The sequence below is a fragment of the Streptomyces sp. R33 genome (assembly GCF_041200175.1).
GTDB classification, from domain to species: domain Bacteria; phylum Actinomycetota; class Actinomycetes; order Streptomycetales; family Streptomycetaceae; genus Streptomyces; species Streptomyces katrae_B.
The window spans coordinates 7,520,107-7,543,564 of record NZ_CP165727.1; the positions used below are offsets into that span (position 1 = coordinate 7,520,107).

Annotated in this window: 23 protein-coding genes and 1 pseudogene; 11 read left to right on the plus strand and 13 right to left on the minus strand. The window is 73.9% G+C overall.

All coding sequences use genetic code 11. From position 1 onward, the window contains the following. Window positions 1–113: 113 nt before the first annotated feature. The 3 genes from AB5J51_RS34555 to AB5J51_RS34565 form a co-directional block, all read right to left on the minus strand. On the minus strand, window positions 114–2,984 hold the full coding sequence (locus AB5J51_RS34555) for a poly(A) polymerase (protein WP_369779446.1): 2,871 nt from the start codon (window positions 2,982–2,984) through the stop codon (window positions 114–116). Continuing rightward, window positions 2,984–4,816: an RNA ligase family protein gene (locus AB5J51_RS34560; protein WP_369780362.1), complete on the minus strand. Its 1,833-nt coding sequence runs from the start codon at window positions 4,814–4,816 to the stop codon at window positions 2,984–2,986. Before AB5J51_RS34560 ends, AB5J51_RS34555 begins: the two co-directional genes overlap by 1 nt. A gap of 96 nt (window positions 4,817–4,912) precedes the next feature. After that, a complete protein-coding gene (locus AB5J51_RS34565) occupies window positions 4,913–5,527 on the minus strand; it encodes a TIGR03086 family metal-binding protein (RefSeq protein WP_369779447.1) in 615 nt (204 codons plus the stop codon). 107 nt (window positions 5,528–5,634) lie between these two features. Between AB5J51_RS34565 and AB5J51_RS34570 the strand changes: the two are divergent. Then, window positions 5,635–6,237, plus strand: a pseudogene (locus tag AB5J51_RS34570) (helix-turn-helix transcriptional regulator); the annotation flags it as partial. A gap of 125 nt (window positions 6,238–6,362) precedes the next feature. Then, a complete protein-coding gene (locus AB5J51_RS34575; RefSeq protein WP_369780363.1) occupies window positions 6,363–6,605 on the plus strand; it encodes a WYL domain-containing protein in 243 nt (80 codons plus the stop codon). Here the strand turns inward: AB5J51_RS34575 and AB5J51_RS34580 are convergent. Then, entirely contained in the window at window positions 6,599–7,249 is a 651-nt protein-coding gene (locus AB5J51_RS34580; protein ID WP_133898919.1) for an NAD(P)-dependent oxidoreductase, read from the minus strand. The genes AB5J51_RS34575 and AB5J51_RS34580 overlap by 7 nt on opposite strands. 127 nt (window positions 7,250–7,376) lie before the next feature. After that, window positions 7,377–8,468: an IS630 family transposase gene (locus AB5J51_RS34585; RefSeq protein ID WP_369779449.1), complete on the minus strand. Its 1,092-nt coding sequence runs from the start codon at window positions 8,466–8,468 to the stop codon at window positions 7,377–7,379. Window positions 8,469–8,731: 263 nt separating this feature from the next. Here AB5J51_RS34585 and AB5J51_RS34590 point away from each other — a divergent pair, with 263 nt between their 5' ends. Then, window positions 8,732–9,814 (plus strand): IS630 family transposase, encoded by a 1,083-nt coding sequence (locus AB5J51_RS34590; protein WP_369780364.1) that lies wholly within the window; start codon window positions 8,732–8,734, stop codon window positions 9,812–9,814. On the opposite strand, the gene AB5J51_RS34595 is transcribed toward AB5J51_RS34590, so the two are convergent. Further along, the gene (locus AB5J51_RS34595) at window positions 9,811–10,275 is read right to left on the minus strand and encodes a hypothetical protein (RefSeq protein ID WP_369779450.1); all 465 of its coding nucleotides are present in this window, start codon (window positions 10,273–10,275) and stop codon (window positions 9,811–9,813) included. The two genes, AB5J51_RS34590 and AB5J51_RS34595, sit on opposite strands and share 4 nt — an antisense overlap. 33 nt (window positions 10,276–10,308) lie before the next feature. Then, on the minus strand, window positions 10,309–11,571 hold the full coding sequence (locus AB5J51_RS34600) for an acyltransferase family protein (RefSeq protein ID WP_369779452.1): 1,263 nt from the start codon (window positions 11,569–11,571) through the stop codon (window positions 10,309–10,311). A 225-nt stretch (window positions 11,572–11,796) separates the two neighbouring features. Between AB5J51_RS34600 and AB5J51_RS34605 the strand changes: the two genes are divergently transcribed. The 5 genes from AB5J51_RS34605 (at window position 11,797) to AB5J51_RS34625 (ending at window position 16,766) form a co-directional block, all read left to right on the plus strand. Further along, a complete protein-coding gene (locus tag AB5J51_RS34605; RefSeq protein WP_369779454.1) occupies window positions 11,797–12,810 on the plus strand; it encodes an NUDIX domain-containing protein in 1,014 nt (337 codons plus the stop codon). A 707-nt stretch (window positions 12,811–13,517) separates the two neighbouring features. After that, on the plus strand, window positions 13,518–14,048 hold the full coding sequence (locus tag AB5J51_RS34610) for an SRPBCC family protein (RefSeq protein ID WP_053787224.1): 531 nt from the start codon (window positions 13,518–13,520) through the stop codon (window positions 14,046–14,048). Window positions 14,049–14,214: 166 nt separating this feature from the next. Beyond that, a complete protein-coding gene (locus AB5J51_RS34615; RefSeq protein ID WP_369779456.1) occupies window positions 14,215–14,949 on the plus strand; it encodes an SDR family oxidoreductase in 735 nt (244 codons plus the stop codon). A 143-nt stretch (window positions 14,950–15,092) separates the two neighbouring features. Then, window positions 15,093–15,620, plus strand: coding sequence for a hypothetical protein (locus tag AB5J51_RS34620; protein ID WP_107093680.1), 528 nt, complete (start codon window positions 15,093–15,095; stop codon window positions 15,618–15,620). A 156-nt stretch (window positions 15,621–15,776) separates the two neighbouring features. Beyond that, a complete protein-coding gene (locus AB5J51_RS34625; RefSeq protein ID WP_078987907.1) occupies window positions 15,777–16,766 on the plus strand; it encodes a class I SAM-dependent methyltransferase in 990 nt (329 codons plus the stop codon). 80 nt (window positions 16,767–16,846) lie between these two features. Here the strand turns inward: AB5J51_RS34625 and AB5J51_RS34630 are convergent, their stop codons facing one another. Together AB5J51_RS34630 and AB5J51_RS34635 are read right to left on the minus strand one after the other, a co-directional pair. After that, window positions 16,847–18,346 (minus strand): DEAD/DEAH box helicase, encoded by a 1,500-nt coding sequence (locus tag AB5J51_RS34630; protein WP_369779457.1) that lies wholly within the window; start codon window positions 18,344–18,346, stop codon window positions 16,847–16,849. Between the two features lie 108 nt (window positions 18,347–18,454). Continuing rightward, complete coding sequence (locus tag AB5J51_RS34635; RefSeq protein ID WP_053790081.1) at window positions 18,455–18,949, minus strand: MarR family winged helix-turn-helix transcriptional regulator; 495 nt, start codon at window positions 18,947–18,949, stop codon at window positions 18,455–18,457. 108 nt (window positions 18,950–19,057) lie between these two features. Here AB5J51_RS34635 and AB5J51_RS34640 point away from each other — a divergent pair, with 108 nt between their 5' ends. After that, window positions 19,058–19,426, plus strand: a complete 369-nt coding sequence (locus tag AB5J51_RS34640; RefSeq protein ID WP_053790080.1) for an HGxxPAAW family protein — start codon at window positions 19,058–19,060, stop codon at window positions 19,424–19,426. Window positions 19,427–19,550: 124 nt separating this feature from the next. After that, window positions 19,551–19,757, plus strand: coding sequence for a cold-shock protein (locus tag AB5J51_RS34645; RefSeq protein ID WP_030295647.1), 207 nt, complete (start codon window positions 19,551–19,553; stop codon window positions 19,755–19,757). A gap of 88 nt (window positions 19,758–19,845) precedes the next feature. Here AB5J51_RS34645 and AB5J51_RS34650 read toward each other — a convergent pair whose 3' ends face one another. Together AB5J51_RS34650 and AB5J51_RS34655 are read right to left on the minus strand one after the other, a co-directional pair. Beyond that, window positions 19,846–20,463 carry a TetR/AcrR family transcriptional regulator gene (locus AB5J51_RS34650; RefSeq protein WP_243879119.1) on the minus strand — a complete coding sequence of 206 codons (618 nt, stop codon included), beginning with the start codon at window positions 20,461–20,463 and terminating at the stop codon, window positions 19,846–19,848. Next, window positions 20,460–20,813: a DUF1304 domain-containing protein gene (locus AB5J51_RS34655; protein WP_136222011.1), complete on the minus strand. Its 354-nt coding sequence runs from the start codon at window positions 20,811–20,813 to the stop codon at window positions 20,460–20,462. The genes AB5J51_RS34650 and AB5J51_RS34655 overlap by 4 nt, the downstream gene beginning before the upstream one ends. A gap of 112 nt (window positions 20,814–20,925) precedes the next feature. Here AB5J51_RS34655 and AB5J51_RS34660 point away from each other — a divergent pair, with 112 nt between their 5' ends. After that, entirely contained in the window at window positions 20,926–21,924 is a 999-nt protein-coding gene (locus AB5J51_RS34660; protein ID WP_369779459.1) for a BtrH N-terminal domain-containing protein, read from the plus strand. Between the two features lie 46 nt (window positions 21,925–21,970). Here the strand turns inward: AB5J51_RS34660 and AB5J51_RS34665 are convergent, their stop codons facing one another. Next, window positions 21,971–22,174 carry a ferredoxin gene (locus tag AB5J51_RS34665; protein ID WP_053790077.1) on the minus strand — a complete coding sequence of 68 codons (204 nt, stop codon included), beginning with the start codon at window positions 22,172–22,174 and terminating at the stop codon, window positions 21,971–21,973. 4 nt (window positions 22,175–22,178) lie between these two features. Continuing rightward, on the minus strand, window positions 22,179–23,366 hold the full coding sequence (locus AB5J51_RS34670; protein WP_053790076.1) for a cytochrome P450: 1,188 nt from the start codon (window positions 23,364–23,366) through the stop codon (window positions 22,179–22,181). Window positions 23,367–23,458: the final 92 nt, after the last annotated feature.

Genomic DNA, 23,458 nt, shown 5'->3' on the forward strand with positions numbered 1-23,458 from the left:
CGCCCCGCCCGCCGGGCGGGACAGAGCCCGGCCGTCTTCGGAGAGTGGCCCGGTCCGGAGGGTGGATGCTGCCTTGTGTTCGTTAGTTGTCGTCAGGGCGCGGGCGGGAAGCGTCACCCGAGGGGAGGGACCGCTCCGCACTCCGCCCAGGCGACCTCGACGCCCGCGAGGCCGGCGGACCAGCGGTCCGCGAGCCTGGCGAGACCGGCCGCATCCGGCGGGCTCGCGCCCAGCCCGATCGCGTACCGCGCCGAGACCGGGGAGGCCGCGAAGGGCCGCGGCCAGGCGTGCACGTCCCGGACACCGGCCTCCGCAAGCGCACCGAGCAGCGCACGCATCCGGCCCCGCGCCCGGCCCAGCTGCTCCTCGAACTCCCGGGGCGCGTCGGCCCGTACGGTCACCACGGCCCACGCCGCGTGCCGGCGGTGCAGCGGCGGGGTCCCCAGGGACAGGGCCCGGGACTCCGCTTCCAGGAGTTCCCACGTCCGGTACAGCTCCCGGCCGAGCAGGTCGCGCAGCCCCGGGCCGACCTGGGTCGTGCAGCTGCGGGCCGGTGCGGAGGGCGTGAGGACGGTGACGGGGTCCAGGTCCGGGTGCGCAGGCGGGGTCGCCGACGAGGCCGGGGGCGTCAGGGTGACCGGGTCGCGCCAGTCCCAGGCCGCCCAGGTGCCGAAGAACTCCCGGAGCAGGGCCGCGGGGGACAGGTCGGCGGCTTCGCGGACCGTACGCGCCGCCAGTACGGCCCAGGCCACCCCCGGCAGTCCGCCGAACGGCGCCGAGTCCAGCCCCCGGGACCGGGCCCACGCCTTCACCTGCCGGGCCAGCCCGGCGAACGCCGTCTGCCGGTCGCGGCCCGCGAAGTCCCGTACCGCATCGGCGTCGCTCACCGCGCTGAGCGCGATCGCGGCCGCCTCGCCGAGCTCCGCCCGCCGTTCCACCGCCTGCGCCGGGTCCACCGCGCCCGTGGCGACGACCACCAGGTCCACGTCCAGTCCGGCCGCACGCAGCCGCAGCCCGGGTACCCGCGCGCCCTTCACCTCCCGCAGCCCCTCGGCCTCCGGGACCGCTGCCGCGATGCGCTCCCGTACCTCCGCGATCCCGACCGTGCCCGGCAGGGCCGCGACCAGGTCGAGGTCGGCCCCGGGCAGGGCGCAGCCCATCCGGCGGGATCCGGCGAGGTGCACCACGCCGTCACCGAGCGCCTCCGCGATCCGTGCGGTGAGGAACCCGGCTTCCGCATCGCGTGCGGATGCCGCTTCGTGCAGGGCCGCCGGTCCCGGTTCCGGTTCCGGCTCCTGCGCCCACCGCCAGCTGCCGGTGCCGAGGTCCACCGTCGCCCGTACCTGCATCGGCCCGTCCCCGCGCCGTGACAGCACCGCGAGCTCACCGACCCGGACCGACGCCCCCGGGCCGGATCCGCCGAGCCGCGCGGCGAACTCGGCCAGGGCCCGCTGCGGATCCCGGCTGCGCCCCAGCGTCAGGTGCGGGGTGAAGCCGTCGCGCCCGCGGCACCCCGGGAACCGCTCGGCGAGCTCCTGCCGCAGCCGCTGCCACGGCGCGTCGCCGCCCGCCGCCGGGTCCAGCCACAGCGTGGCGTCCTCGCGGTGCCCGAAACTGTGCACCCCGGCCGGCCGGGCCGTGAACGGCGCTGTCTGCGCGGCCACCTCGGCCAGCAGCGGCAGCGCCTCCTCGAACGAGGACTCCGGTACGAAGCCGAACAGCAGGTTCACGTGCGCCGGCCAGCGGTGGACCGCCGGGTCGTGCTCCCGGCGCAGCGCCTCGACCGCCGGATCGTGCGGCGGCAGCCACGCCACCGCCGTCCGCGCTGTCGCCCGTACGTCGAGCACCGCGCGCCCGGCCTCCCGCCCGGCGAAGTCCACCACCGCCTCCACCCCGAAGTGGTCGGAGATGAACAGCCCCTCCGGACCGGGGGTGTCGCCCCGCAGGACGGCCTCCCGCACCCGCGCCCGCGCCGAGCGCAGCAGGACCCGGTCCAGCCGCGCGGCCCGCCCCGACAGCGAGCCCACCGCGGCCAGCGGATTGGCCGCCGGGTCGAAGGTCGGCGTGGCGTCGAGCGCCCCGTGCACCTCGCTCCACGTGTCCTGCACGCCGAGTGCGGCCGCCGGTCCCTCCGGCCCGGAGCGGCCGTCGTTGAAGTCGCCGAGCAGCACGGCATCCGCCTCGATGCCGCTCAAGCCCTCGGCGATCCGGGCCAGTTCGACGCTCCGCCGCCCGGCGCCGTTCTCCGTGTGGTCGCTCGTCAGATGCAGGCAGGCCACGACGAGGGGACCGCTCGCGGTGTCCACCGTCACCGCTGCGACCGCCTTGTGCGGCCCCAGCAGGTGCAGCCCCGCCTCCCGTACGGGCAGCCGGCTCAGCACCAGCAACCCGGTGGCGGCGACGTCCTTGCCGCGCGGATCGGCGCCCAGCGTGTATCCGGCCCGCACCCACGACTCCGCCAGCAGCATGCCGAGCAGGGCGGGTTCGACCTCCTGCAGGGCGATCACGTCGGCGTCGGCGGCCGCCAGGTCGGCCAGCAGCATCGGCCTGCGCCGGGCGGTGTCGATGCGCGGGGCGTCGTACCGGTCCCACAGGGTGTTCCAGGTCAGCAGCCGCAACCGGGTCGGCCCGGGGCCGAGCGACGCAGACCCGCCGGTCGGCCGCCAGGCGCCGCCGCCCGCCGGATCCCAGGCGTGCGGGGTCCGGGCGGTGAAGAACGGGGCCCGCAGCAGCCGCGGTTCGCGGATCCGGCCCGCCTCGGTGGAGTCGATCCGGTCCACGCCGCTCGCCCGGTCCCAGACGAGCTCGCCGTCCGCCTCGACGAACAGCACCCGGTGCCAGGGGATGTCGCCGCCGGGCACGAAGGAGTGCAGCGGGATCCGCTTCGGCGGCGCGCCGCGCTGGTGCAGCCCGAACACGAAGCGCGCCGGGTCGAAGCGGGGGTCCCAGCGGACCTGGTGGTAGAGCTCCTCACTGGTACGCATCAGCCGTGCTCGCCCCCTGCCGCAGCAGCCGCCGGTGTCACTGCGGTCGTCCCGATGGTTCCGGCCGTGTCCTGCACGGTCCCGCCCGCCCCGACGTACCAGGTGCGGTGCCCGGGCCCGTGACCCGGGTACGGCGGGCTGAACCGGTGCAGCTGGGTGGCCAGCACCTGCGGCGGTACGGGATGGGGCCGCACGGCGTTGCGCCGGACCAGCTCCGCCTCCTCGACCAGCACCACGGCCTGGGTCACCAGCGCGTCGCGGCGCTGCGCGACCGCGCCCACCAGGCCCCGCTGCTGCTCGGTGAGGGAGGTGGCGTCCCACACCACCGTGCCGCCGGTGCGCGCCGCGGCGGCCAGCGCGGCGTTCAGCCGGTCCAGGCCCTCGCGCAGCACGTCCGCATTGGCCCGCTGGTCGGCGCGGGAACCCCGGGCGGTGCGCAGGTCGTCGAGACCGATGTACGCGGCCACGCCCGGCAGGTTCCGGGCGTACGTGCTCTTCCCGCTGCCCGACGGCCCGCACAGCTGCACCAGCCGGGGGAAGGCGCCGTCACGCCACTGCCAGGTCGCGGCCACCGCCTCCTCGGCGGTGGAGATCCTGCCCCGCGCGAACGCCTCCCGGGCCTCCGCCCAGCACCGGTCCGCCGCGTCCGCGCCGAGTCCGCCGAGGGCCTCCCGCAGCCCGGCGCGCAGCGGACCCAGCGGGTCGGGGCCGAGCAGCCCCGCCTCCTCGGCGTACAGCGCGGACCACTCCACGCACTCCCGCGCCCCGGCGTCCCCCGCGGCCGCCGCCCCGGCGAGCGCGTGCAGCACCCCGAGATCGGCGGCGACGGCCATCCGGACCAGGCCGGCCCGCCGCCCCTCGTCCGGGAACGGCCGCTGCAGCGACGGGTACAGCCCGACCAGGTCCGCGACCCGCCGGGCGAGCGGCATCCCGAGCGGCCCCGCAGCCAGCCGCGCCCCGATCCGGGCCCGCGGAGCGCGGTGCAGTACGGCGGCCAGTACGCCGGCCAGCCGGTCCTCACCCGTGCGGCCCGACGCGTCGAGCCGGCCCGCCACTTCGGCGACGACCGGCGCGACTGCGGCTTCGGGCACCCGATCGGGTGCGGCACCGGGTGCGGCATCGGGCACGGGACCGGCTGCGGGATCCAGGCCGAGGGCGGCCTTCAGCTCCGCCGTATCGGGCTCGGAGCCCGAGCGCACCGACCACAGCGGGGCCTGCGGACCGAGCCCGTTCGGGACCACCTGCGCGTACATCCAGTGGGTGTCGGTCTGCACGTGGCCACCGCGCACCCATTTGGCGACGTACCGCCCGAAGTCGTCGCGCGTGAAGCCGGCCACCGTCCGTACGACGTAGCCCTCCTGCCGTGCGGTGTCGAGCCGCAGCCTGCGCAGTGCGCGCTCGTCGAAGACGCCCCGCCAGAGCACCTTCGGGGTCGGCACCCCGAGGCCGTGCAGGAAGCTCACGGTCCGGTCCCAGTCCAGGCAGTGCTCGCCGTCCCACACCGAGAAGCCGTAGAACCAGCTGTCGAGGTCCTCGTAGGGGATCGAGTGGCGGGCGTACAGGTTCTCCCCGCACACCCGCCACCCGCCCGGTATGCCCGCGCCGATCCGGCTCTGGAGGCCCTTGACCCAGGCCCGCGAGGGGTGGTGGCCCGAGTCGAGCGAGCGCGCGTGCAGGCCGTCCGCGTACAGGGTCGTGTTCTCCCCGTCGAGCTTCTCGGTGACGACGACCTCGCGCCCGGTCAGCCCCGCGAGCCCGGCGGCGCGCACGTCGTCCGCCGCCTGCCCGGGGGACCAGGGCAGATGCGGCGTACGGGGGTAGTGGGTGCGCATGGCCGGCTCCTGCTCGACGACGGGGTGCGTCGTCACTCTAGGTATCCGGGGCCGGGGCATCCAATCAATAACCCCCGCGCGGGGCCGCCCGGGCTGTCAGGGCCGCCGCCCCGCCCAGGCCACCAGCCGGTCGATGGCGGGGGCACCCGCGTCCACCGGCACGGCCTCGGCGAACGGGATCCGCCCCCCGCGGGTTTCGGCCGGCAGTGCGCGGCGTACGACGGCGATCACCCGCTCGATCAGGGCCGCGTCCCATTCCGGGTGCTGTCCGGTCGCCCTGGCCAGGTCCCAGGTGTGCACGGTGAGTTCGTGGGTGTAGACGGCCGCGGCGGCCGCGCCCGGCAGTACACCCATCGGCAGGCGCAGCTGCCGGCCGAGGACGGCCGGGTCCGCCCACACCTCGGCGACCGCGCGGGCACCCGGCTCCCAGGCCGCCGCCCAGGCGCCGTCGGCGAGCTCGTCGGCGAAGGACGGGACGCTGAACGGGTCCTCGCCGCGCCCGATCACCGCGATCCGGCGGACGACGGCGACGAGGTGGCTCGAGAGCCGCCGGACGTCGAACTCGTCGCACGGGGTGGGGGCGTCGTACTGGTCGGGCCGGACGGCGGCAAGGGTGCGGCCCGCCAGCTCGACGGCCGCGGCGAGGTCGAGTCGCGGGTCGAAGGTGGTGGTGGCGGACGGGGTCTCGGTGAGCTGCGTGATCTCGGTCATGTGTTCATCCTGGAAGCTGAACTGGCCATCTTCTGGCCAGTTTCCCGAGGAGAATGAACGGCAACGACGAAAACGCCCGGGGCGCGGGCAGGGAAGGGGTACGGGACATGAGAGCCGACCGGCTGGTGGCGACCCTGCTGTTCCTCCAGGAGCGCGGCCGCGTCACCGTCCCCGAGGTGGCCGCCGAACTGGAGGTGTCCCAGCGCACCGCCCGCCGCGATCTCGAGGCCCTGGCCGCGTCCGGCATCCCCGTCTACTCGCAGCGCGGCCGCGGCGGCGGCTGGTCCCTCGTCGGCGGCGCCCGTACCAACCTCACCGGGCTGACCGCCGACGAGATCCGGGCGCTCTTCCTCGTCACCGGGCCGATGGCGGCCACCCCCGAACTGCGGACCACCCTGCGCAAGCTGGTCCGGGCCCTGCCGTCCACCCTGCGGGCGGAGGCCGAGGCCGCCACCCGCGCCGGAGTCGTCGACGCCACGGACTGGTCCCGCAACGCCGTCACCGCCGATGCCGCCCACCGCTCCGCGCTCCAGGGCGCCGTCGTCGACGGCATCCGCGTCCGCCTCGGGTACGCGGGCGTCGGCAAGCCGGCCGGCGAGCGTACGGTCGACCCCCTCGGGCTCGTCGCCAAGGCGGGGGTCGACTACCTCGTCGCCGGTACGGAGAACGGCCTGCGCACCTTCCGGCTCAGCCGGGTCCGCTCCGTCGAGCCGACCGGCGAACCCGTCGTCCGGCCGCCCGGCTTCGACCTCGCCACGGCCTGGCGGGAACTGTCCGGGGCCTTCCAGGACGGCATGTACGCGGTGACCGCGCGGCCCGCGTCCACCCCGACACGCTGGCCCTGCTGCAGCGGTTCCTCGGCGGCCGGGTACGCGTCGGCGGCCCGCTGCCCGACGGCTGGACCGAGGTCTGGGTCGACGGCCCGGCCCCCAAGGCGCTGGCCGGCCACCTGGCCGGGCTGGGGGCGGGAGTCGAGGTGCTGGAGCCACCGGAGGTGAGGCAGTGGCTGGCCCGGATCGGCGCCGAACTCACGGCGATGTACGCGGGGGACGTGCAGGGCCTGCCACCCGTTCAGTAGCCGATGGTGAACCGCAGGCCCGGATGCGCGTCGCGCTCGATCTCGTCGACCAGCGCCACGGCGTAGTCCTCGGCCGAGATGTGGCTGCGACCGTCCTCGTCCACGATCAGATCGTCGAGGGCCAGCCGGTACGTGCCCGTGCGCTCTCCCGGACCGATCTGCGCGGCGGGGCTCAGGCAGGTCCAGCGCACCTCCTCCACGGGCACGGTCCGCAGGAAGTCCAGCGCCTCCCCGTGGGCGTGCATGAGCGCCCGGACCGGCTCCGGGACGCCCGGCGCCTGCCAGACCAGCGGGCCCTCGGGGGTGCGCAGCGAGCCCGCCCCGCCCACGACGATCACACGGGGCCGCGGGGTCTGCGGGTCGAGCGTGCAGAGGCCGCCGATCAGGGACTTGGCGGCGGTGACGAGCACGCCCGGATCCCCGGACCCGGGGCCGATCGCGCTGACGACCACGTCCCGGCCGGCAGCCGCCTCGGCGACGGAGTGCGGGTCGAGGACGTCGCCGCGCAGCACCTCGGCGCCAAGATCCGCGAGCTTCGCGGGGTCGCGTACGACCGCCGTGACCTCGTGGCCGCGCCGGAGCGCTTCGCGCAGCACGAGGGCTCCGATGGTGCCGGTCGCGCCGAACAGGGCGATCTTCGCCATGACGACTCCCTGGGGGTGGAGGCGGTACGGGCCCCGGGTCGGACCCGCGCCGCCCATCCAAGCGAACGGGCCCCGCCGACACCCGGCAGCGGGGCCGGGGCTACTCGGATGATCCGGAGCGGCCCCCCTAGTGTCCTGAGTCGGAGATTCGTCGGCAGTAAGCGGCGAGTTTGTCGAGGATCTCGTCGGCTGTCTTCGTCCAGACGAAGGGTCGGGGGTGCTCGTTCCAGTCGGCGAGCCAGGTCCGGATGTCGCGTTCGAGGGCCTGGACGGAGCGGTGGACGCCGCGGCGGAGCTTCTTCGTGGTGAGTTCGGCGAACCACCGCTCGACCAGATTCAGCCAGGAGGATCCGGTCGGGGTGAAGTGCAGGTGGAAGCGCGGATGTGCAGCAAGCCACTTCTTGACGGCCGGAACCTTGTGTGTGACGTAGTTGTCCAGGATCAGGTGGACCTCAAGGCCGACGGGCACTTCCTTGTCGAGCTTGGCAAGGAACTTCTTGAACTCCACGGCACGGTGGCGTCGGTGAAGTGAGCCGATGACCTTGCCGGTGGCGGTGTCCAGGGCGGCGAAGAGGGTGGTGGTGCCCGCGCGGACGTAGTCGTGGCTGCGGCGTTCGGGCACCCCGGGCATCATCGGCAAGACCGGCTGGGACCGGTCCAGGGCCTGGATCTGCGACTTCTCGTCCACGCACAGCACCAGGGCCCGCTCCGGCGGGTCGAGATACAGGCCGACCACGTCACGGACCTTGTCGATGAACAGCGGGTCCTTGGACAGCTTGAACGTCTCGGCCCGGTGCGGCTGGAGGGAGAATGCCCGCCAGATCCGTGAGATCGCCGATTGGGACATCCCGGTCGCCGCCGCCATCGACCGCGTTGACCAGTGGGTCGCGTCCTTCGGTGTTTCTTCCAACGTCTTCACGATGACCCGTTCGACGTCCGCGTCGGTGATCTTCCGTGGGACGCCTGGCCGCGGCTCGTCGCACAGGCCATCCAGACGGCGTTCCAGAAAGCGCCGGCGCCAGGCCCGGACCGTGTCCGTGGTGATGCCCAGCCGTCGGGCGACTTCCGCGATCGCGTGACCGTCCGCACTCTCCAGGACGATCCGTGACCGCAACGCCAACGACTGGGCACTCGAACGACGACGTACCCACGACTGCAATATCGCCCGCTCGGGATCGGACAGCACCACCGGCGGGATCTTCGGTCCAGGACGACTCACACCAGACCAACGACGAATCTCCGACTCAGGACACTAGGGGGTGTCGTCAAAGTAGCGTCGTCCGCCCGTGAGGGCGGGGCCGGCGGGGTCTGGTGCGTGTGATCGCAAGGCGGAGGAGGGAGGCGACGCTCGCGTCGTCGACCGACGACAACGCGGCGAGCGCGCGTGCCAGACCCCGCCGGCCAGACGGGACTTTGACGACACCCCCTAGTCTTCTGAGTCTTGAGTTCTGTTCAGATGTGTAGGCTTGGCCTATGGCGCGGATGGGGCGGCCGAAGGCCGAGTTGACGCTGTCGGACGAGGAACGGGCCGCACTGGAGGGGTGGGTGCGGCGTCGTTCCACGCCGCAGGCGTGGGCTTTGAGGTGCCGGATCATCCTGGCCTGCGCCGAGGGCGTCTCGAACAAGGATGTGGCCGTCCGTCTCGGATCGACGCCTCATGCGGTCGGCCGTTGGCGGGCCCGTTTCGTGCAGTACCGGATCGCGGGCCTGGGAGACATGCCGCGTTCCGGCGGCCCCAGGTCGGTGACGGATGAGCAGGTGGCCGCAGTGGTCACCAGGACGTTGGAGTCCACGCCGAAGAACGCAACGCACTGGTCGACGCGGTCGATGGCGAAGGAAATGGGCCTGTCCCAGTCCTCGGTCTCACGGATCTGGCGGGCGTTCGGCCTGCAGCCGCACCGGTCGGAGACGTTCAAGCTGTCGACCGATCCCTACTTCGTCGACAAGGTCCACGATGTCGTCGGCCTCTACCTGGACCCTCCCGAGCGGGCGCTGGTGTTCTGCGTGGATGAGAAATCGCAGATCCAGGCCCTGGACCGGTCCCAGCCAGTGCTGCCGATGATGCCAGGAGTCCCGGAGCGGTCAACGCACGACTACGTCCGCGCCGGCACGACCACCCTGTTCGCCGCACTCAACGTGGCCACCGGCAAGGTGATCGGCTCCCTGCACCGCCGGCATCGCGCCGAGGAGTTCAAGAAGTTCCTGGTCAAGCTCGACAAGGAAGTGCCTGCCGGTCTGGACGTCCACCTGATCTGCGACAACTACGCCACCCACAAGACGCCGGACATCAAGAAGTGGCTGCTCGGCCACCCCCGGTTCCACCTGCACTTCACGCCGACCGGGTCGTCCTGGCTGAACCTGGTGGAGCGATGGTTCGCCGAACTCACCAACAAGCAGATACGGCGAGGCGTCCACAAGTCCGTCCAGGCCCTCGAGAAGGACATCCGTGACTGGATCGCCGCTTGGAACACCGACCCCAAGCCCTACGTCTGGACCAAGACCGCAGACGAGATCCTCGAACGCGTCGCCAGCTATCTGAACAGAATTCCCGACTCAGAAGACTAGCGGCACAGGGCGACGATCGACGGGGAGACCGTGCCCTTGGCCGCCTCGCACAGGGGCGCCATGTCGTACGCGCGAGGCTGCGCGGGCCGGGGCTTCGGCCGTACGGGCGGCCGCTTGCGGGGCTTGGGCGCCGGGGCGGGGTGCACGGGGTGCGCCGGCCGGGCAGGCGCGCGACCGCCGGTCCGGCGCTGCGGCAGCCGGTTCTCCTCCGGCTGCGCGGCGGGCGGTTCCGGCTCGGCCTCGGCCTCGGCCGCCGGCGGGGCCGGCGGGGGCTCCGGCGCCGGGAGACGGCCCAACGGCAGGGCTCCGACCGCCGTTTCCCGGGCCGCGGTCCGGTCCACAGCCGGAGCCGGCGGGGCCGGTTCCGCAGGCCCGGTCGGCCGTACGGTCACGCACCCGGCGGTCAGCGCCAGCGCGGCGAGGATCAAAGGCAGGGGCAGAGCCCCCCGGCGTAACTGCATCCGCCCACCCTGCCGTACGACAGACGGTGGAACTTACGCGCCGTCACCCACACGAGTGGGGGCGCTGCGGACGACCGACGCCGCCGGGCGGCCCTGCGCGGCCAGCCGGAGCAGGTGTTCCAGCGGCCCCCGGTGCAGCGGACCGTCCGCCCAGAACCGCTGCCGGCCCCAGGCTGTCGCCAGTGCCACACCCGCGAAACCGGCCAGCGCACCCCAGGACGCGGCGCCGTGGGCCGGTCCGGCCAGTACCAGCGCATGCAGGACGTACGCGCTGAGGGCCATCGTCCCGAGCGCGGTGAGCGGCCTCAGCCCCCGCGCGCCCGCCCGGCTGCGCGCGGCGAGCACGAAGAGCCCGATGAGGGCGCAGCCCACCCCCGCGTTGCCGATCGTCTCCAGCGGCGTCTGGCTGTACGGATCGGCCACCAGCAGCCAGTCCCAGGAGGTGCTGGGCACGGCTCCGAACTGCCCGCGCAGCACCTCGCGTACGGGATCGGCCGCGCCGAGGGCTTCCGGATGGCGGGCCGCGACCGTGTCGAGCAGCCGCTCCCGGCCGCCGAGCACATGGGCGGCCACCCAGGCGGTGCCGTAGCCCGCGGTTGCGGCGGCCGTGCCCCAGAGCGCCATCCGCCGGGCGACGCGGCGTTCCCGCAGATCGCACAGCCGGCCGAGGGCGAGGCCCACCAGGACGTACGGGAAGTACGTGGCGAGCGGATAGGCGCCCGTGAGCAGCAGCTCGCACAGCATCCTGCCCAGGCCGTCCCAGCCGGCGAGGGCGGTGAGTTCGGGGACCGCGCCGCGCCCCGAGGCCTCGGACCCGAACACCGGGCCGAGCAGGAACGAGAGCAGCGGGCCGGCGGCCACGCAGACGCCGGCGACGGCGGTGAGCGCCGGGGTGGACAGCCGGGTGAAGGGTTCGGCGGCGAGGAAGTAGACCGCGAAGAAGGCCAGGATGACCAGGATCCCCGGCCACAGCGCGGCCAGCAGCAGGTCCAGCCCGGCCAGGACCGCACAGCGGATCAGCAGCGGGCGGTAGCGCCGCGCCCAGCCGTCCGGCAGCTCCGCGGGGGTGCGGCCGCGCTGGGCGAGGGCGAGCGAGAACCCGGCGAGGAGGGTGAACAGCGCGGGCGCCCGCCCGTCGGCCGCGACGAGCAGGTGGCCGGCGCCCTCGGGGCGCGGGCCCGGGCCGACGTGCACGGCGAACATCCCGAGGACGGCGAGCCCGCGGACGGCGTCGACGGCGGCGAGACGGCCGGTGCCGGTGCCCGTGCCCGTGTCGGTACGGGAAGGGCGTCGCATGGCTCTGTCCCCCCTCGGCGTCGGTCCGTTGACGTGGTCGGACCGGCGGTTTCCAGGCCGCCAGTCCGCGACGCGAACGTACCAACGAGGGCGTAACAAGGTAATAAGGAGGTATAGGGGCGGCAAAGCGACGGTCAGTGGCCGGGGTGGCGCGAGCGGCGTAACCCGCAGGCCGTGCGGGCTGTTGCACAGGGAGAGGGTCCATCCACGGGGAACGGAGTTCCGATGCCGCAGCTGACCGACGAGGCCGTGACCGACGAGGACGGCGGCAGGCCGGGCACGTGGATGACCCCGCAGGAGTACGGGGCTTCGCGGGCCGCGCTCTGGACCGGCGCCGTCGTCCTGGTCACCGACACCGACGGCCGGGTCCTCGTCCAGAGCGTCGACTACCGCGCCGACCGCATGCTGCCCGGTGGCGCGGTGGACGCGGGCGAGGCCCCGTCGGCCGCCGCGGCCCGCGAGATGCGGGAGGAACTCGGCGTGGACGGCAGCTACCCGAACGGCCTCGCCGTGGACTGGATTCCGGCGGACACCCCCGGCTTCCCGCCCGAGATGCGCTTCCCGGGAGAGGTCCTGTACGTGTACGACGGCGGCACCTGGACCCCCGACCGGATCGATGCGATCCGCCTCCCCGCCCAGGAGATCACCGGCGTCCACTTCGCCGAACCGGCCGACCTGCCCGCGCTGATGGACCCGGGCGACGCCCGCCGCGCCCTGTCGGCGCTGCGCGCCCGCATCAACGGCGGCGGCACGGCCCTGCTGGAGGACGGCCGCCCCGTCGCGCCGACCGCGCTGGACCGGCTCGGGGTACTGCGCACCCGCCGCACCCCGCACCACGGCACCTGGCACCCCGGCCCGGTGCCGGCGGCGCTGCCCGTACGGGAGCCCTCGGCCTGGCTGTTCGCCCCCGACGGCCGGGTCCTGCTCCTGATCTGCCGCACCACCGGCGCCGTCCGGCTCCCGCCCCCGGCGGCGGGCTCCACCCCGCTCGGCTACCGCTACGCCGACGAGGCCGCCCATCCCCGTACCGTGGGCCGCCTCGGCTCCCTGCCGCCGGCCGCGGACCCGGCGTACGCGCGCCTGCTGGCCACCCCCGAGCAGGTCCGCGAACTCGCCGACTGGGGCCCGGCCGGACATGCCGAACTCGCCGCGGTCCACGCGGCCCGCGCCGACCTCTCCCTGCCGCACCCACCCCGCACCCCCCTCACGGAACTCCCCGAACGGGGCACCCGCGGGTAACGCCACGGGGCCCTGCCGGTGGTGCCCCGTAGCGTGACCGGCATGGGATTCACCAGCGCCTGACCGATCAGCAGCCACCCCGACTCCGTCATCGCGGACCTCGCGCCACGCCTCGCGCCGGCCCTCGAGGCCGACCGCACGAACCCGGCCGCGCGCCACCGCTGGGAGGCCTGGCGGCGCGCCCCGCTGCCGGACCACCGCAGCTGGTACACCGACCGGGCACACGTTGAGGCCATCGACTCGTTCCGGGACCTGACCAGCCCCGGCGAGCACGCCGTCGCCGGGGAACGGGCCCGCGTCGCCGACCGGGACTGGCTGGACTACGGCGCACGCGAGGAGCGCGTCACCGACGGCCCCCTCCGCGTGTGGCGGTCCGCCGCTGCTGCGGGGCGCGGGCTCTGCGCGGTCGCGCTGCACGTCCACTGACCGGCCCCGCGGGGCGTCACGGGCTCAGGGGTAGGTCCATGCGGCGCCGGTGAATCCGAGGCGGCGGTTCATCGCGATGCCCCGGGTGTTCGCCGGTGCCACGTCAACTCCTCATCGGTCGGCGGCCGGAACCCGTCCCCAGCGCGGGAGTCCGGTACGGCGCAGCGTACGGGCCGTGCCGCGCCCGGCCCGTCCCCGGGTCCGGCGGCGGCACGGCGGGCGCCCCCGCCGCGACCTGGGAAATCCGGGGTCCGCGGGTTCCGGTCCCGCAGCATGGGGGGATGAGCGACAGCGCGATCACCTACACCCTGTACGTCCAGGCCGATCCCGACCGGGTCTGGCAGGCCCTGACCGAGCCCGCCTTCACCCGGCGGTACTGGGGGCTGAGCTTCGAGACCGACTGGGCGGTGGGATCCAGGATGGACTGGGTAGAGCGCGGGGCCCGGACCAGTGATCCCGAGCAGGTGGTCCTCGACTGCGTCCCGAACCGCCGGCTCGCCTACACCTGGCACACCTTCACCCCGCAGTGGGCGGCGTCGGCCGGGATCACCGAGGAGCTGCGGGCCGAGCTGGCGCAGGAGCGGCGTACGAAGGTGACGTACGAGATCGAACCCGTCGGGGACACGCTCGCGCGGCTGACCATCCTCCACGAGGGCTTCGAACCCGGCGGCACCCTGATCGGCATGTGCAGCCGCGCCTGGCCGATGCTCGCCTCGAGCCTCAAGACCCTGCTGGAGACCGGGGCTCCGCTGCCCGAGCCCGGGCACCTCACGGACCAGGGGCGGGGCGGGTACGAGACCCACGAGGGCTGAGCCCGGACGAACCGGCGGGGCGGGGTCCGGAGCCGGCCCGCCCGCCCCGCCCCTGCCCCGACGTGTCCGCGGGCCGCCCGCCCCGCCGAGCCCGCCCGCCCCGCCCGAACAGCCGTACACCGCGCCTGAGATCATGTGTATCGACCACGGAACCAGGAGCGCCGGCATGACCCTCGAACACCACCGCGTCGTCATCACCGCCGCCGGACGAGACTTCGGGCGCACCCTGGCCCTCCGGTTCGCCGCCCGCGGCGCCGAGGTCCACCTCTCCGCGCGCACCCTCGAGGCCGCCGAGCGCGTCCGCGAGGAGGTCCTCGCCCAGGGCCACGCCGCCGACCGCGTCCACGCCTTCGCGTGCGACCTCACGGACCCGGCCTCCGTACGGGAGTTCGCCGCCGCGGTGGCCGCCCGTACCGACCGCGTCGACGTACTCGTGAACAACGGCTCCCGCTACCAGCACGGCGCGGACCTGCTGTCCGCATCCGACGCGGACGTGGTCGACACCCTCGCCTCGGGCGCCACCGGCACCGTCCTCGCCACCAGGGCCTTCCTCCCGCTGCTGCTGAACTCGGACAAGCCCGACATCGTGACGATGATCTCCGGCTGCGGGGAAACCGGACACCACCGCTCCGACGCGCACGACGCGTTCTACGCCGCCAAGTCCGCCCAGGCCGGTTTCACCGAGATCCTCTCGCGCCGGCTGCGCGACCAGGGCGTCCGCGTCATCTCCCTCTACCCGCCGGACTTCGACAACCACGACCCGCTGTCCCCGGCGTGGGAGAGCGCCCCGCGCACGGCGAGGGACCCGCTCACCGCCCAGTCGCTGGTCGACTGCATCCTCTTCGCCATCGGCCAGCCCCGCGACTGCTTCATCAAGTCCTTCCACTTCGAGCAGGTCTGACGGGCACGGGCCGCACCCCGCCTCGGCCGGGAGCCGGCCGCGCCGCCCGGCTTCACGCGAGCCGCGGGAGGAGCAGGCCCCCGGCGCCGGCTGAGGCACCCCTGCGCACCGGTCGTCCACGGCGGTCGTGTGGAATGGGCGGCATGGGGAGAAGCGAGAACCAGATACGCGAGGGGGGCGGCCCGGCGCACCGCGCCGAGAGCACGACCACCACCGCGCCCGACCACTGGCGCTACGCCCGCCACCTCGACGCCCTGGCCGCCGCGGCCCGTACGACGGTCGGGTCCGAGGCGGACGCCGTGGCCGCCGTGCTGCGCGATCGCGACCCGGTGATGGCCGAGAGCGCGGTGGTCACCCACCTCGACCGCCGCGCCGCCCACCTGCTGACCGACGCAGGTTTCCCCGGCTGGGCCCGGGCCATGGACACCGCGATCGGCCCCCGCGCCTTCCCGGCCCGCCGACTGCGCGAGTGGACCCTGCTCAAGGCGATCACCGACGGTGAGCCGTGGTCGCCCGCCGAGCTCACCGCGGCCTCCGACTGGTGCCAGCGCACCGCCGCCCAGTCGCTGCCCTCGTACGAGGCCCTCGACCTGCTCGCCGCCACGGCCCGCACCCGCCGCGTGCGCAACACCGCCGCCCAGCGCCTGCACCGCCGCAACATCGCGGGCTGAGGCCGCGCCTCCGGGGCCGCTGGGAAGAAAGGGGCAACCAGGAGCAAGATGGGAAAACGGCGCCGGCGGTTCTACCCGCTCTGCACCGAACGCTCGTCACACGGCTGTTCGGGGGTTTATGGTCGGCCTACCTGGCCGGGTATCAGCGTTGATCCGATGCCGTTCCACTGGAGGCTGCTCTCCGTGTCGCACGTTTCCCAAGCTCCCGTCACCACCCCCGACGGCGAGCCGGCTCCGCCCGCTCCGACCGAGTACAGCCAGGTCAAGGGCTGGTTCTCGGACTATGACCAGGTGCTTTTCGACTGGTTCCTGACGCGCCAGAACGGCGAAGAGGCTGCTGGTCAGACAGGTCGGCGGGGCGATCTTCTCGAGCTCGGCGCGTTCATGGGGAAGAGCGCGATCTTCCTCGGGGGGTATCTGCGGGAGGGAGAGGAGTTCACCGTCTGTGACCTCTTCGACTCGCCCGCGCCGGACGACTCCAATCTCGCGGAGATGCAGGACTCGTACCCCACGCTCACCCGCCGGGGGTTCGAGACGAACTACCTGGCCTTCCACGAGGCCCTGCCCACGGTCATCCAGGCACCGACCTTCGTGGTCGCCGACCGGGTGCGCGCGGCGAGCTGCCGCTTCATCCACATCGACGCCTCGCACCTCTACGAGCACGTCGTCCAGGACATCGCGTCCTCGCGCGTGGTGGCGGCTCCGGGCGCCGTGGTCGTCTTCGACGACTACCGCTCCGAGCACTGCCCCGGCGTCGCCGCCGCCGTATGGGCCGCGGTGGCCACCGGCGAGCTGCACCTGATCGCCGTGTCCGCTTCGAAGCTGTACGCGACCTGGGACGACCCGGCGCCCTACCGGTCGGCGCTGCTCGGCTGGCTGGAGGGCCGTACGGACCTGTGGCACGGCGTGGACGTCGTCGCCGGCCAGTCCCTGGTCCGCATCGGTGACGAAGGGGCCGTCCCGCCGGCGCCCCCCGCGCCGCTGCATCCGGCGCCCGAGCCCGTCGCGGCGCCCGTGCCGCCGCCCGTGCACCAGCCCGGACCCCGCCCGCGTGCGGGCACCGCGTGGCGCAGGCTGGCCAAGGACCTGCTCCCGCCGGTGATCACCCGCGCGATCGTGTCCTGGCGGCGCCGCCGCCGCGGCTGACCCCGGTCGCACCACCCCGTTCGTACGCACGTACGGTGCCGGTCCCCGTGTCCGGGGGCCGGCACCGTCGGCGTCGGGTCTCAGCCGCCCCTGCGGACGCGGGCAGCGCGGCGCGCCTCGGCCAGCTTGCGGGCCTCCGAGGTCTTGCGGGACTCCTTGCCCGCCCCCGGCCGGCCCGGACGCGTGCCGATGCCGCGGAAGCCGAGGTCCGAGCCCGAGGGCCGGCCCTTCGCGTCGGTCGGCTCGGCGCCCGCCAGCGGCACCCCGGACGGGGGCCTGGCCCCGGTGATCCGGCTCAGCGCGGCCTCGCCGGAGCGGACCTGGGTGGTGGCCGGCCGGATCTTGGCGTCGGCCATCAGCTGGACCATGTCCCGGCGCTGGTTCGGGGTGACCAGGGTGACGACCTTGCCGGATTCGCCCGCGCGGGCGGTACGGCCGCCCCGGTGCAGGTAGTCCTTGTGGTCGGCCGGCGGGTCCACGTTCACGACGAGGTCGAGGTCGTCGATGTGGATGCCGCGCGCGGCGACGTTCGTCGCGACGAGGACCGTGACGGCCCCGGTCTTGAACTGGGCGAGCGTCCGCGTGCGCTGCGGCTGCGACTTGCCGCTGTGCAGCCCTTCCGCCCGTACGCCCATGGCCCGCAGGTGCTTCACGAACTGGTCCACGCCGTGCTTGGTGTCCAGGAACATCAGCACCCGGCCCTCGCGCGCCGCGATCTCGGTGGCCGTCGAGTACTTGTCGGCGGAGTGGATGTGCAGCACGTGGTGGTCCATGGTGCTCACCGAGGCCGCCGACGGGTCGACGGAGTGGGAGACCGGGTCCTTCAGGTAGCTCCGCACGAGCTGGTCCACATTGCGGTCCAGGGTCGCGGAGAACAGCATCCGCTGCCCGGCGTGGTGCACCTGGTCCAGGATCTCGGTGACCTGCGGCATGAAGCCCATGTCGCACATCTGGTCGGCCTCGTCGAGGACCGTGATCCTCACCCGCTCCAGGTGGACGTCACGGCGCCCGACCAGGTCGCTGAGGCGCCCGGGGGTGGCCACCACGACCTCGGCGCCGGTGCGCAGCGCGCTCACCTGCTTGCCGATCGACAGCCCGCCGACCACCGTGGCCATCCGCAGCTCCAGGGCCTGCGCGTACGGCGTCAGCGCCTCGGTCACCTGCTGCGCCAGCTCGCGCGTCGGTACGAGGACCAGCGCCAGCGGACGCTTCGGGTCGGCCTTGCGGCCCGCGGTACGGGCCAGCAGGGCGAGACCGAAGGCCAGGGTCTTGCCGGAGCCGGTCCGCCCGCGGCCGAGGATGTCCCGGCCGGCCAGGGAGTTGGGGAGCGTGGCCGCCTGGATGGGGAAGGGCTCCGTCACCCCCAGGTCGGTCATCGTCTTCACCAGCTCACGGGGCAGGTCGAGCTCGGAGAACGCCTCCACCGGCGGCAGCGCCGGCTCGACCGTCTTCGGCATCGCGAACTCGCCCTTCAGGGGGGCGGTCCGGGGGGTCTTGCCGCCGGACTTCGCACCGCCCTTGGGGCCTGCCTTGGCTCCGGCCTTGATGCCGAAACGCCCGTGAGCTGACGGGTTCCTCATGCAGAACCTTCCGTGAGACGTGAAAAGAGAAATTTTACCATCGGGGCCGCTGCGCCCCTGGACTGCGGGGCCCCCGGACGGCGGCGGCAGGGCAGCGGCGGCACAGGACTACGGAGCAACGGGACCGAGCTGCCCGGACCGCACCTCGGCGAGGTGGGCGGTCATCTCGACCGTCGCCCGCGCGAACCAGTCGGCGATGACGGCGATCTCGTCGGGGGAGTACTCGGCGAACACCGCGCCGAGCCGGGCGTAGAACGGCTCGTACACGGCGAAGACCCGGGCCGCGGCCGCCGGGTCGGCGACCACGCGCACCCGGCGCCGGTCCGCGGGATCCGGCTGCCGGCGGGCGTACCCGGCCCGCTCCAGACGGTTGAGCACCCCGGTGACGGCCCCGGTGGTGAGGTTCGTCAGCTCGGCGAGGTCGCCGGCGCCCAGCGGGGTGTCCCCGGCTCCCAGGACGTGGCCCAGACAGGTCAGGTCGGTGACGTTCAGCCCGAGCAGCTGCGCCACTTCCTGCTGGCCGATGAGGCCGAGCGCGACGTACCGGTCCATGCGCGACAGCGCCTCCGCGGGCGTGGCCGCGGGGCGGGACTTGCCCTGCACGCAGATACTCCTTAGTGTCTAAGTAACTTAGCTCGTGAGATGCTTATCTTGTTCACTAAGGCATCTCGCCGTTCGAGCCTACTGCCGCCCGTCCGTCTGGGGAGAATCATGAGCGCGCACGGAGACGTCGACATGGGCCACACGGTCGCCGGCTGGACCGGCACCGCCCTGGCCTTGATGGGCTGCACCGGAGCCGGGGTCGCCGTGTGTGCGGCCTGGGCCCCCGGCATCTGGATCGGCCTCGGCCTCGTCGCCGCGGCCGGTGTCGTCACCTGGGCCCTGCACCTTGCCGGCTGGGGCAAGCCCAGCGGCCCGCGCCCCCGGGCCGAGTGGCACTGGCGCACCCGGGACACCGTCGCCCGGACCGGGCATGCGCAGTGCCTGGGCTGCAGGGTCGGTGGACCCCGGCGCGCCGCCGCGGCAAGCCCGCGGCTGCGGCCCGCCGAGCTGTCACCCGCAGTGGACGGCGGGGGGTGAACGAAAGTTCTAACTGCCCCCGGTTGGCCGCGCCTGGGGTGTGGCGTGCGGGACGGTTGGGCAGGATGGAGTCGGCTGCACCTCACGTGTGGTCCGCGTGGAACGTTGAGAAGGATCCGTACTGATGGCAACAGGCATCGTGAAGTGGTTCAACTCGGAGAAGGGGTTCGGCTTCATCCAGCAGGACGACGGCGGCCCCGACGTGTTCGTGCACTTCTCCGCCATTCAGGGCACCGGCTTCAAGGAGCTGCAGGAGAACGAGAAGGTCGAGTACGACGTCACTCAGGGCCCCAAGGGCCCGCAGGCGGAAAATGTGGTCCCGCTTCGGTGACGCCACTTCACGAGCCCAGCCCGTGACATGAGCCCCGCCGGTCGGTCCGGCGGGGCTCATGGCTGTCATGGGGCGGGCGCGGAGGCGGTCACGGGCCGGCCGGCCGGGAGGTCGCGCGGTGCAGGGCCAGCAATAGCGGCCAGACGTGGTCCGCCAGCTCCGCCGGGGAGCCCGGCACGCTGCCGTGCAGCCAGTCGGCGAGGACCCCGGTGAAGGTCGCGGCGACCGCCGAGGCCACCAGGTCGGCGTGCGGGGCGCCGACCGCCGCGCGCTCGGCGCGGGCGCGGGCACGCAGCTCCCGGTGGAGCCGCTCGCCGAGCGGGCCGCCGCCGCCCGGCAGGAGCAGGGTGCGGTACAGGGCCCCGTGTGCGGCGGCATCGGCGAGGAAACCTGCCAGCGCGGCCGGGGGCCGGACCGGGGCCCGCGCCCCGGGCTCCGTCTGCCAGGCGTGCAGGGCGTCGACGGCCGCGTGCACCACATCGGCGCACGCGTCGACGGCCAGCGCCGGGAGGTCCTCGTAGTGCAGGTAGAACGTGGCGCGGCCGACCCCGGCCCGGCGGACCACCGCCGAGACGCTGACCTCCCCGAGCGGCCGGTCCGCGCACTCGGCGAGCAGGCTCTCGCGCAGCCGGGCCTTGGTGCGGGCGGTCCGCGGGTCCTCGGGGCTCACGGTGTGCTCGGGGCTCGCGCGGTGCTCGGGGCTCACGCGGCCAGCAGTGCCGCGCCCAGGGCGAGGGCGCCGGGCAGGGCCTGGGCGATCAGGATGCGGCGATTGGCGGTCGCGGCCCCGTACACCCCGGCGACGATCACGCAGACGAGGAAGAAGACCTGCGTGGCGAGCGAGTCGATGACCAGCGACCAGACCAGGCCGGCGGCCAGGAAGCCGTTGTAGAGGCCCTGGTTGGCCGCGAGCGGCGCGGTGCGGCGGGCCAGGTCCTCGTCGAACCCGGACAGGGCCCGGCCGGGCGGCCGCTGCCACAGGAACATCTCCAGGACCAGGAAGTACACGTGCAGCGCGGCGACGACACCGATGAGGACCTGAGCGACCGTGTGCACGGCCACCTCCGTTTCGCGGGCGGTTGGGTCGGGCAGGGTGGCCGACTTCCTGGACAACTGTACAGGAAGTCGGGTGCGCCATCACCCGAACGGGCGCGGCTACGCTGACCGCATGACCCCCCTCGTCCATTCGGACTTCGGCACCGGCCGCCACCGCGAGGCCTCGCTCATCCGCCACGCCCTCGGGAGCGTGCACGACGAGGTGCTGGTCGCCGGCCTCGCGGGCGGGATCGGCTTCATGTACTTCGTCTTCGAGTACGCGGGCCACCCCCCGATGCCGACGATCGTCGCCCAGGCCCACCCCCAGCCCTGGGTGCAGACCGCTCTGGGGCGGCTGCACGTCCCGTACGAGGCCACGCGCAGCGCCAAACCCCGCTGGGGGCGGATGTGCGCCGCCCTCGACGACGGGCGTCCGGTGTTCTGTACGGTCGACCGGTCCCGGCTGCCCTGGCACGAGGGGGCTTCGGAGATGGCCGGTGCGGATCCGTACACCGTGCTCGTCGCGGGCTACGAGGGCCCGGAGGGCGAGACGCTGTACGTCGAGGACGGGGCCGATGTCCCGTACCGGATCGCCCGCGAGGAGTTCGGCGCCGCCTGGACGGGGCACCGCAAGGGCCACCACCAGATGGTGGTGCCCACCGGTCCCGCCACCGGCGAGCCGGATCTCGACGAGGCCGTCGCCACCACCGCCGCCCGACTCACCGGGCCGGTGCTCGGCAACCAGTTCGACGTCAACTTCGGCTTCTCCGGCATGGCGAAGTTCGCGGCGCAGCTGCGGGATACGACCACCAAGACGGGCTGGGAGCGGCGGTTCGGCACCCCGGAGGCCTTCCGGGTGGGCACCGGGCGGCTGTACGCCTGCCTCGAGGAGGAGTGGACCGCCCCCGGCGCCACCCGGCCGCTGTACGCCGACTTCCTCGACCTCGCCGGTCGGCCGGAGGCGGCCTCGCTCCTGCGGGAGTCCGCCCGGCACTGGTCGGAGCTGGCGGCCGTGGCCCGTACGGCCGACCCGGACTCCGATGCCGCCGCGCGGCGGGCCCTGTTCGACGCGTGCGCCGAACGCGTGGACCGCTCGCTGGACCTGGAGCGCCGGGCCGTCGCCCTGCTCTGAGCCGTACGGGCCCCGCGAAGGGGTCGCTCTGCTCCGCTCGCGCCGGTTACTCCTCCCGGATCCGGATGGCGGCCACCGGGCAGGCGCGCGCTGCCTCGCGGAGCAGCGGGCTGCCGTTGCCGTCCTCCCGGCCCGGGAGCACCTGGCTGAAGCCGTCGTCGTCCTGGGTGAACACGTCCGGCGCGGTCAGGGCGCACTGCCCGGCGCCGATGCAGACGGCCGTGTCGATGTCGATGCGCTGTGGCGACATGCCCTCACCATGCCACGGGGAGTTCGACCATGCCCTGGATGGTGTCGCCGGGCCGGAACGGGATCCGGTCCGGCTCGGCCGCCAGCCGGAGCCCCGGCAGCCGTGCGAACAGCGTTCCCAGGGCGATCTCCATCTCGGCCCGGGCCAGGTTCTGCCCGAGGCACTGGTGGACGCCGAAGCCGAATCCGACGTGGTGCCGGGCGGGCCGGTGCCAGTCCAGGGTGTCGGGCTCGTCGAACACCGCCGCGTCCCGGTTGATGACGGAGGTGGAGAAGATCACCCCGTCGTCCGCGCGGACCGTCACCCCGCCGATCTCGATGTCCTCCGTCGCCACCCGCAGCATCCCGTCCGCGATGGACAGGAAGCGCATCAGCTCCTCCACGGCCACCGAGATCAGTGAGGGGTCGGCGCGCAGCTCGGCCAGCTGCTCGGGATGCCGCAGCAGGGTGAACGTACCGAGCGAGATCATGTTCGCCGTGGTCTCGTGCCCCGCGATCAGCAGGATCGCGGCCAGTGAGACCAGCTCGTCGATGTCGGTCTCACCGGTCTCCAGCCGCCGCTCGACGAGCTCGTCCAGCAGGCCGTCGCCCCGGTGCGTCCGCTTGCGCTCGATCAGATCGGCCAGGTACCCGTTGATCCGGGACCGCGCGTCCTCCACGTCGGCGAGTTCCGGCCCGCGCAGCAGCCGCCGGGACTGCGCTTCGAAGAACTCGTGGTCCTCGTACGGGACTCCGAGCAGGGCGCAGATGACCATCGACGGCACGGGCAGGGCGAAGGCGCTGACCAGCTCGGCCTCCGGCCCCCTGGCGACCATGTCGTCGATGAGCCGGTCCACGGTCTGCCGGATCGCGGGCCGCAGGGCCGCCGTCCGCTTCAGGGTGAAGCTCGGGATGAGCATCCGGCGCTGGGTGTTGTGCACGGGGTCGTCGACGCCGAGCAGGGCCGTGCGGCGGTTCTGCAGCCCCTTGAACCGCTTCGTGGGGGTGGGGAAGGCCTCGTTCTGCCGGTCGGCCGAGAGCCTGCCGTCGGAGAGCAGGGCGCGCGCCTCGGCGTGCCCGGTGACCACCCACACCGAGCGGCCGTCGAAGAGGGTGACCCGGGAGAGCGGCCGGCCCTCGCGGAGGGGCTGGTAGGCGGCCGGCGGGTGGTAGGGGCAGGTTCGGTCCTGAGGGAAGGCAACGGTCTCTGACATGCAGCACCTCGTAAGCATGGTTCCGTGTGTCCGTCTCACCGGAACCCATTACATGCCCTAGGCACCTATCTGACCTATGCCAGTTTCGGCCA

Coding starts and splice junctions, on each gene's coding strand:
- AB5J51_RS34555 (WP_369779446.1), bottom strand. CDS start 2,984: ATGCGTACCAGTGAGGAGCTCTACCACCAGGTCCGCTGGGACCCCCGC.
- AB5J51_RS34560 (WP_369780362.1), bottom strand. CDS start 4,816: ATGCGCACCCACTACCCCCGTACGCCGCATCTGCCCTGGTCCCCCGGG.
- AB5J51_RS34565 (WP_369779447.1), bottom strand. CDS start 5,527: ATGACCGAGATCACGCAGCTCACCGAGACCCCGTCCGCCACCACCACC.
- AB5J51_RS34580 (WP_133898919.1), bottom strand. CDS start 7,249: ATGGCGAAGATCGCCCTGTTCGGCGCGACCGGCACCATCGGAGCCCTC.
- AB5J51_RS34590 (WP_369780364.1), top strand. CDS start 8,732: ATGGGGCGGCCGAAGGCCGAGTTGACGCTGTCGGACGAGGAACGGGCC.
- AB5J51_RS34595 (WP_369779450.1), bottom strand. CDS start 10,275: ATGCAGTTACGCCGGGGGGCTCTGCCCCTGCCTTTGATCCTCGCCGCG.
- AB5J51_RS34600 (WP_369779452.1), bottom strand. CDS start 11,571: ATGCGACGCCCTTCCCGTACCGACACGGGCACGGGCACCGGCACCGGC.
- AB5J51_RS34605 (WP_369779454.1), top strand. CDS start 11,797: ATGCCGCAGCTGACCGACGAGGCCGTGACCGACGAGGACGGCGGCAGG.
- AB5J51_RS34610 (WP_053787224.1), top strand. CDS start 13,518: ATGAGCGACAGCGCGATCACCTACACCCTGTACGTCCAGGCCGATCCC.
- AB5J51_RS34615 (WP_369779456.1), top strand. CDS start 14,215: ATGACCCTCGAACACCACCGCGTCGTCATCACCGCCGCCGGACGAGAC.
- AB5J51_RS34620 (WP_107093680.1), top strand. CDS start 15,093: ATGGGGAGAAGCGAGAACCAGATACGCGAGGGGGGCGGCCCGGCGCAC.
- AB5J51_RS34625 (WP_078987907.1), top strand. CDS start 15,777: ATGCCGTTCCACTGGAGGCTGCTCTCCGTGTCGCACGTTTCCCAAGCT.
- AB5J51_RS34630 (WP_369779457.1), bottom strand. CDS start 18,346: ATGAGGAACCCGTCAGCTCACGGGCGTTTCGGCATCAAGGCCGGAGCC.
- AB5J51_RS34640 (WP_053790080.1), top strand. CDS start 19,058: ATGAGCGCGCACGGAGACGTCGACATGGGCCACACGGTCGCCGGCTGG.
- AB5J51_RS34645 (WP_030295647.1), top strand. CDS start 19,551: ATGGCAACAGGCATCGTGAAGTGGTTCAACTCGGAGAAGGGGTTCGGC.
- AB5J51_RS34660 (WP_369779459.1), top strand. CDS start 20,926: ATGACCCCCCTCGTCCATTCGGACTTCGGCACCGGCCGCCACCGCGAG.
- AB5J51_RS34665 (WP_053790077.1), bottom strand. CDS start 22,174: ATGTCGCCACAGCGCATCGACATCGACACGGCCGTCTGCATCGGCGCC.
- AB5J51_RS34670 (WP_053790076.1), bottom strand. CDS start 23,366: ATGTCAGAGACCGTTGCCTTCCCTCAGGACCGAACCTGCCCCTACCAC.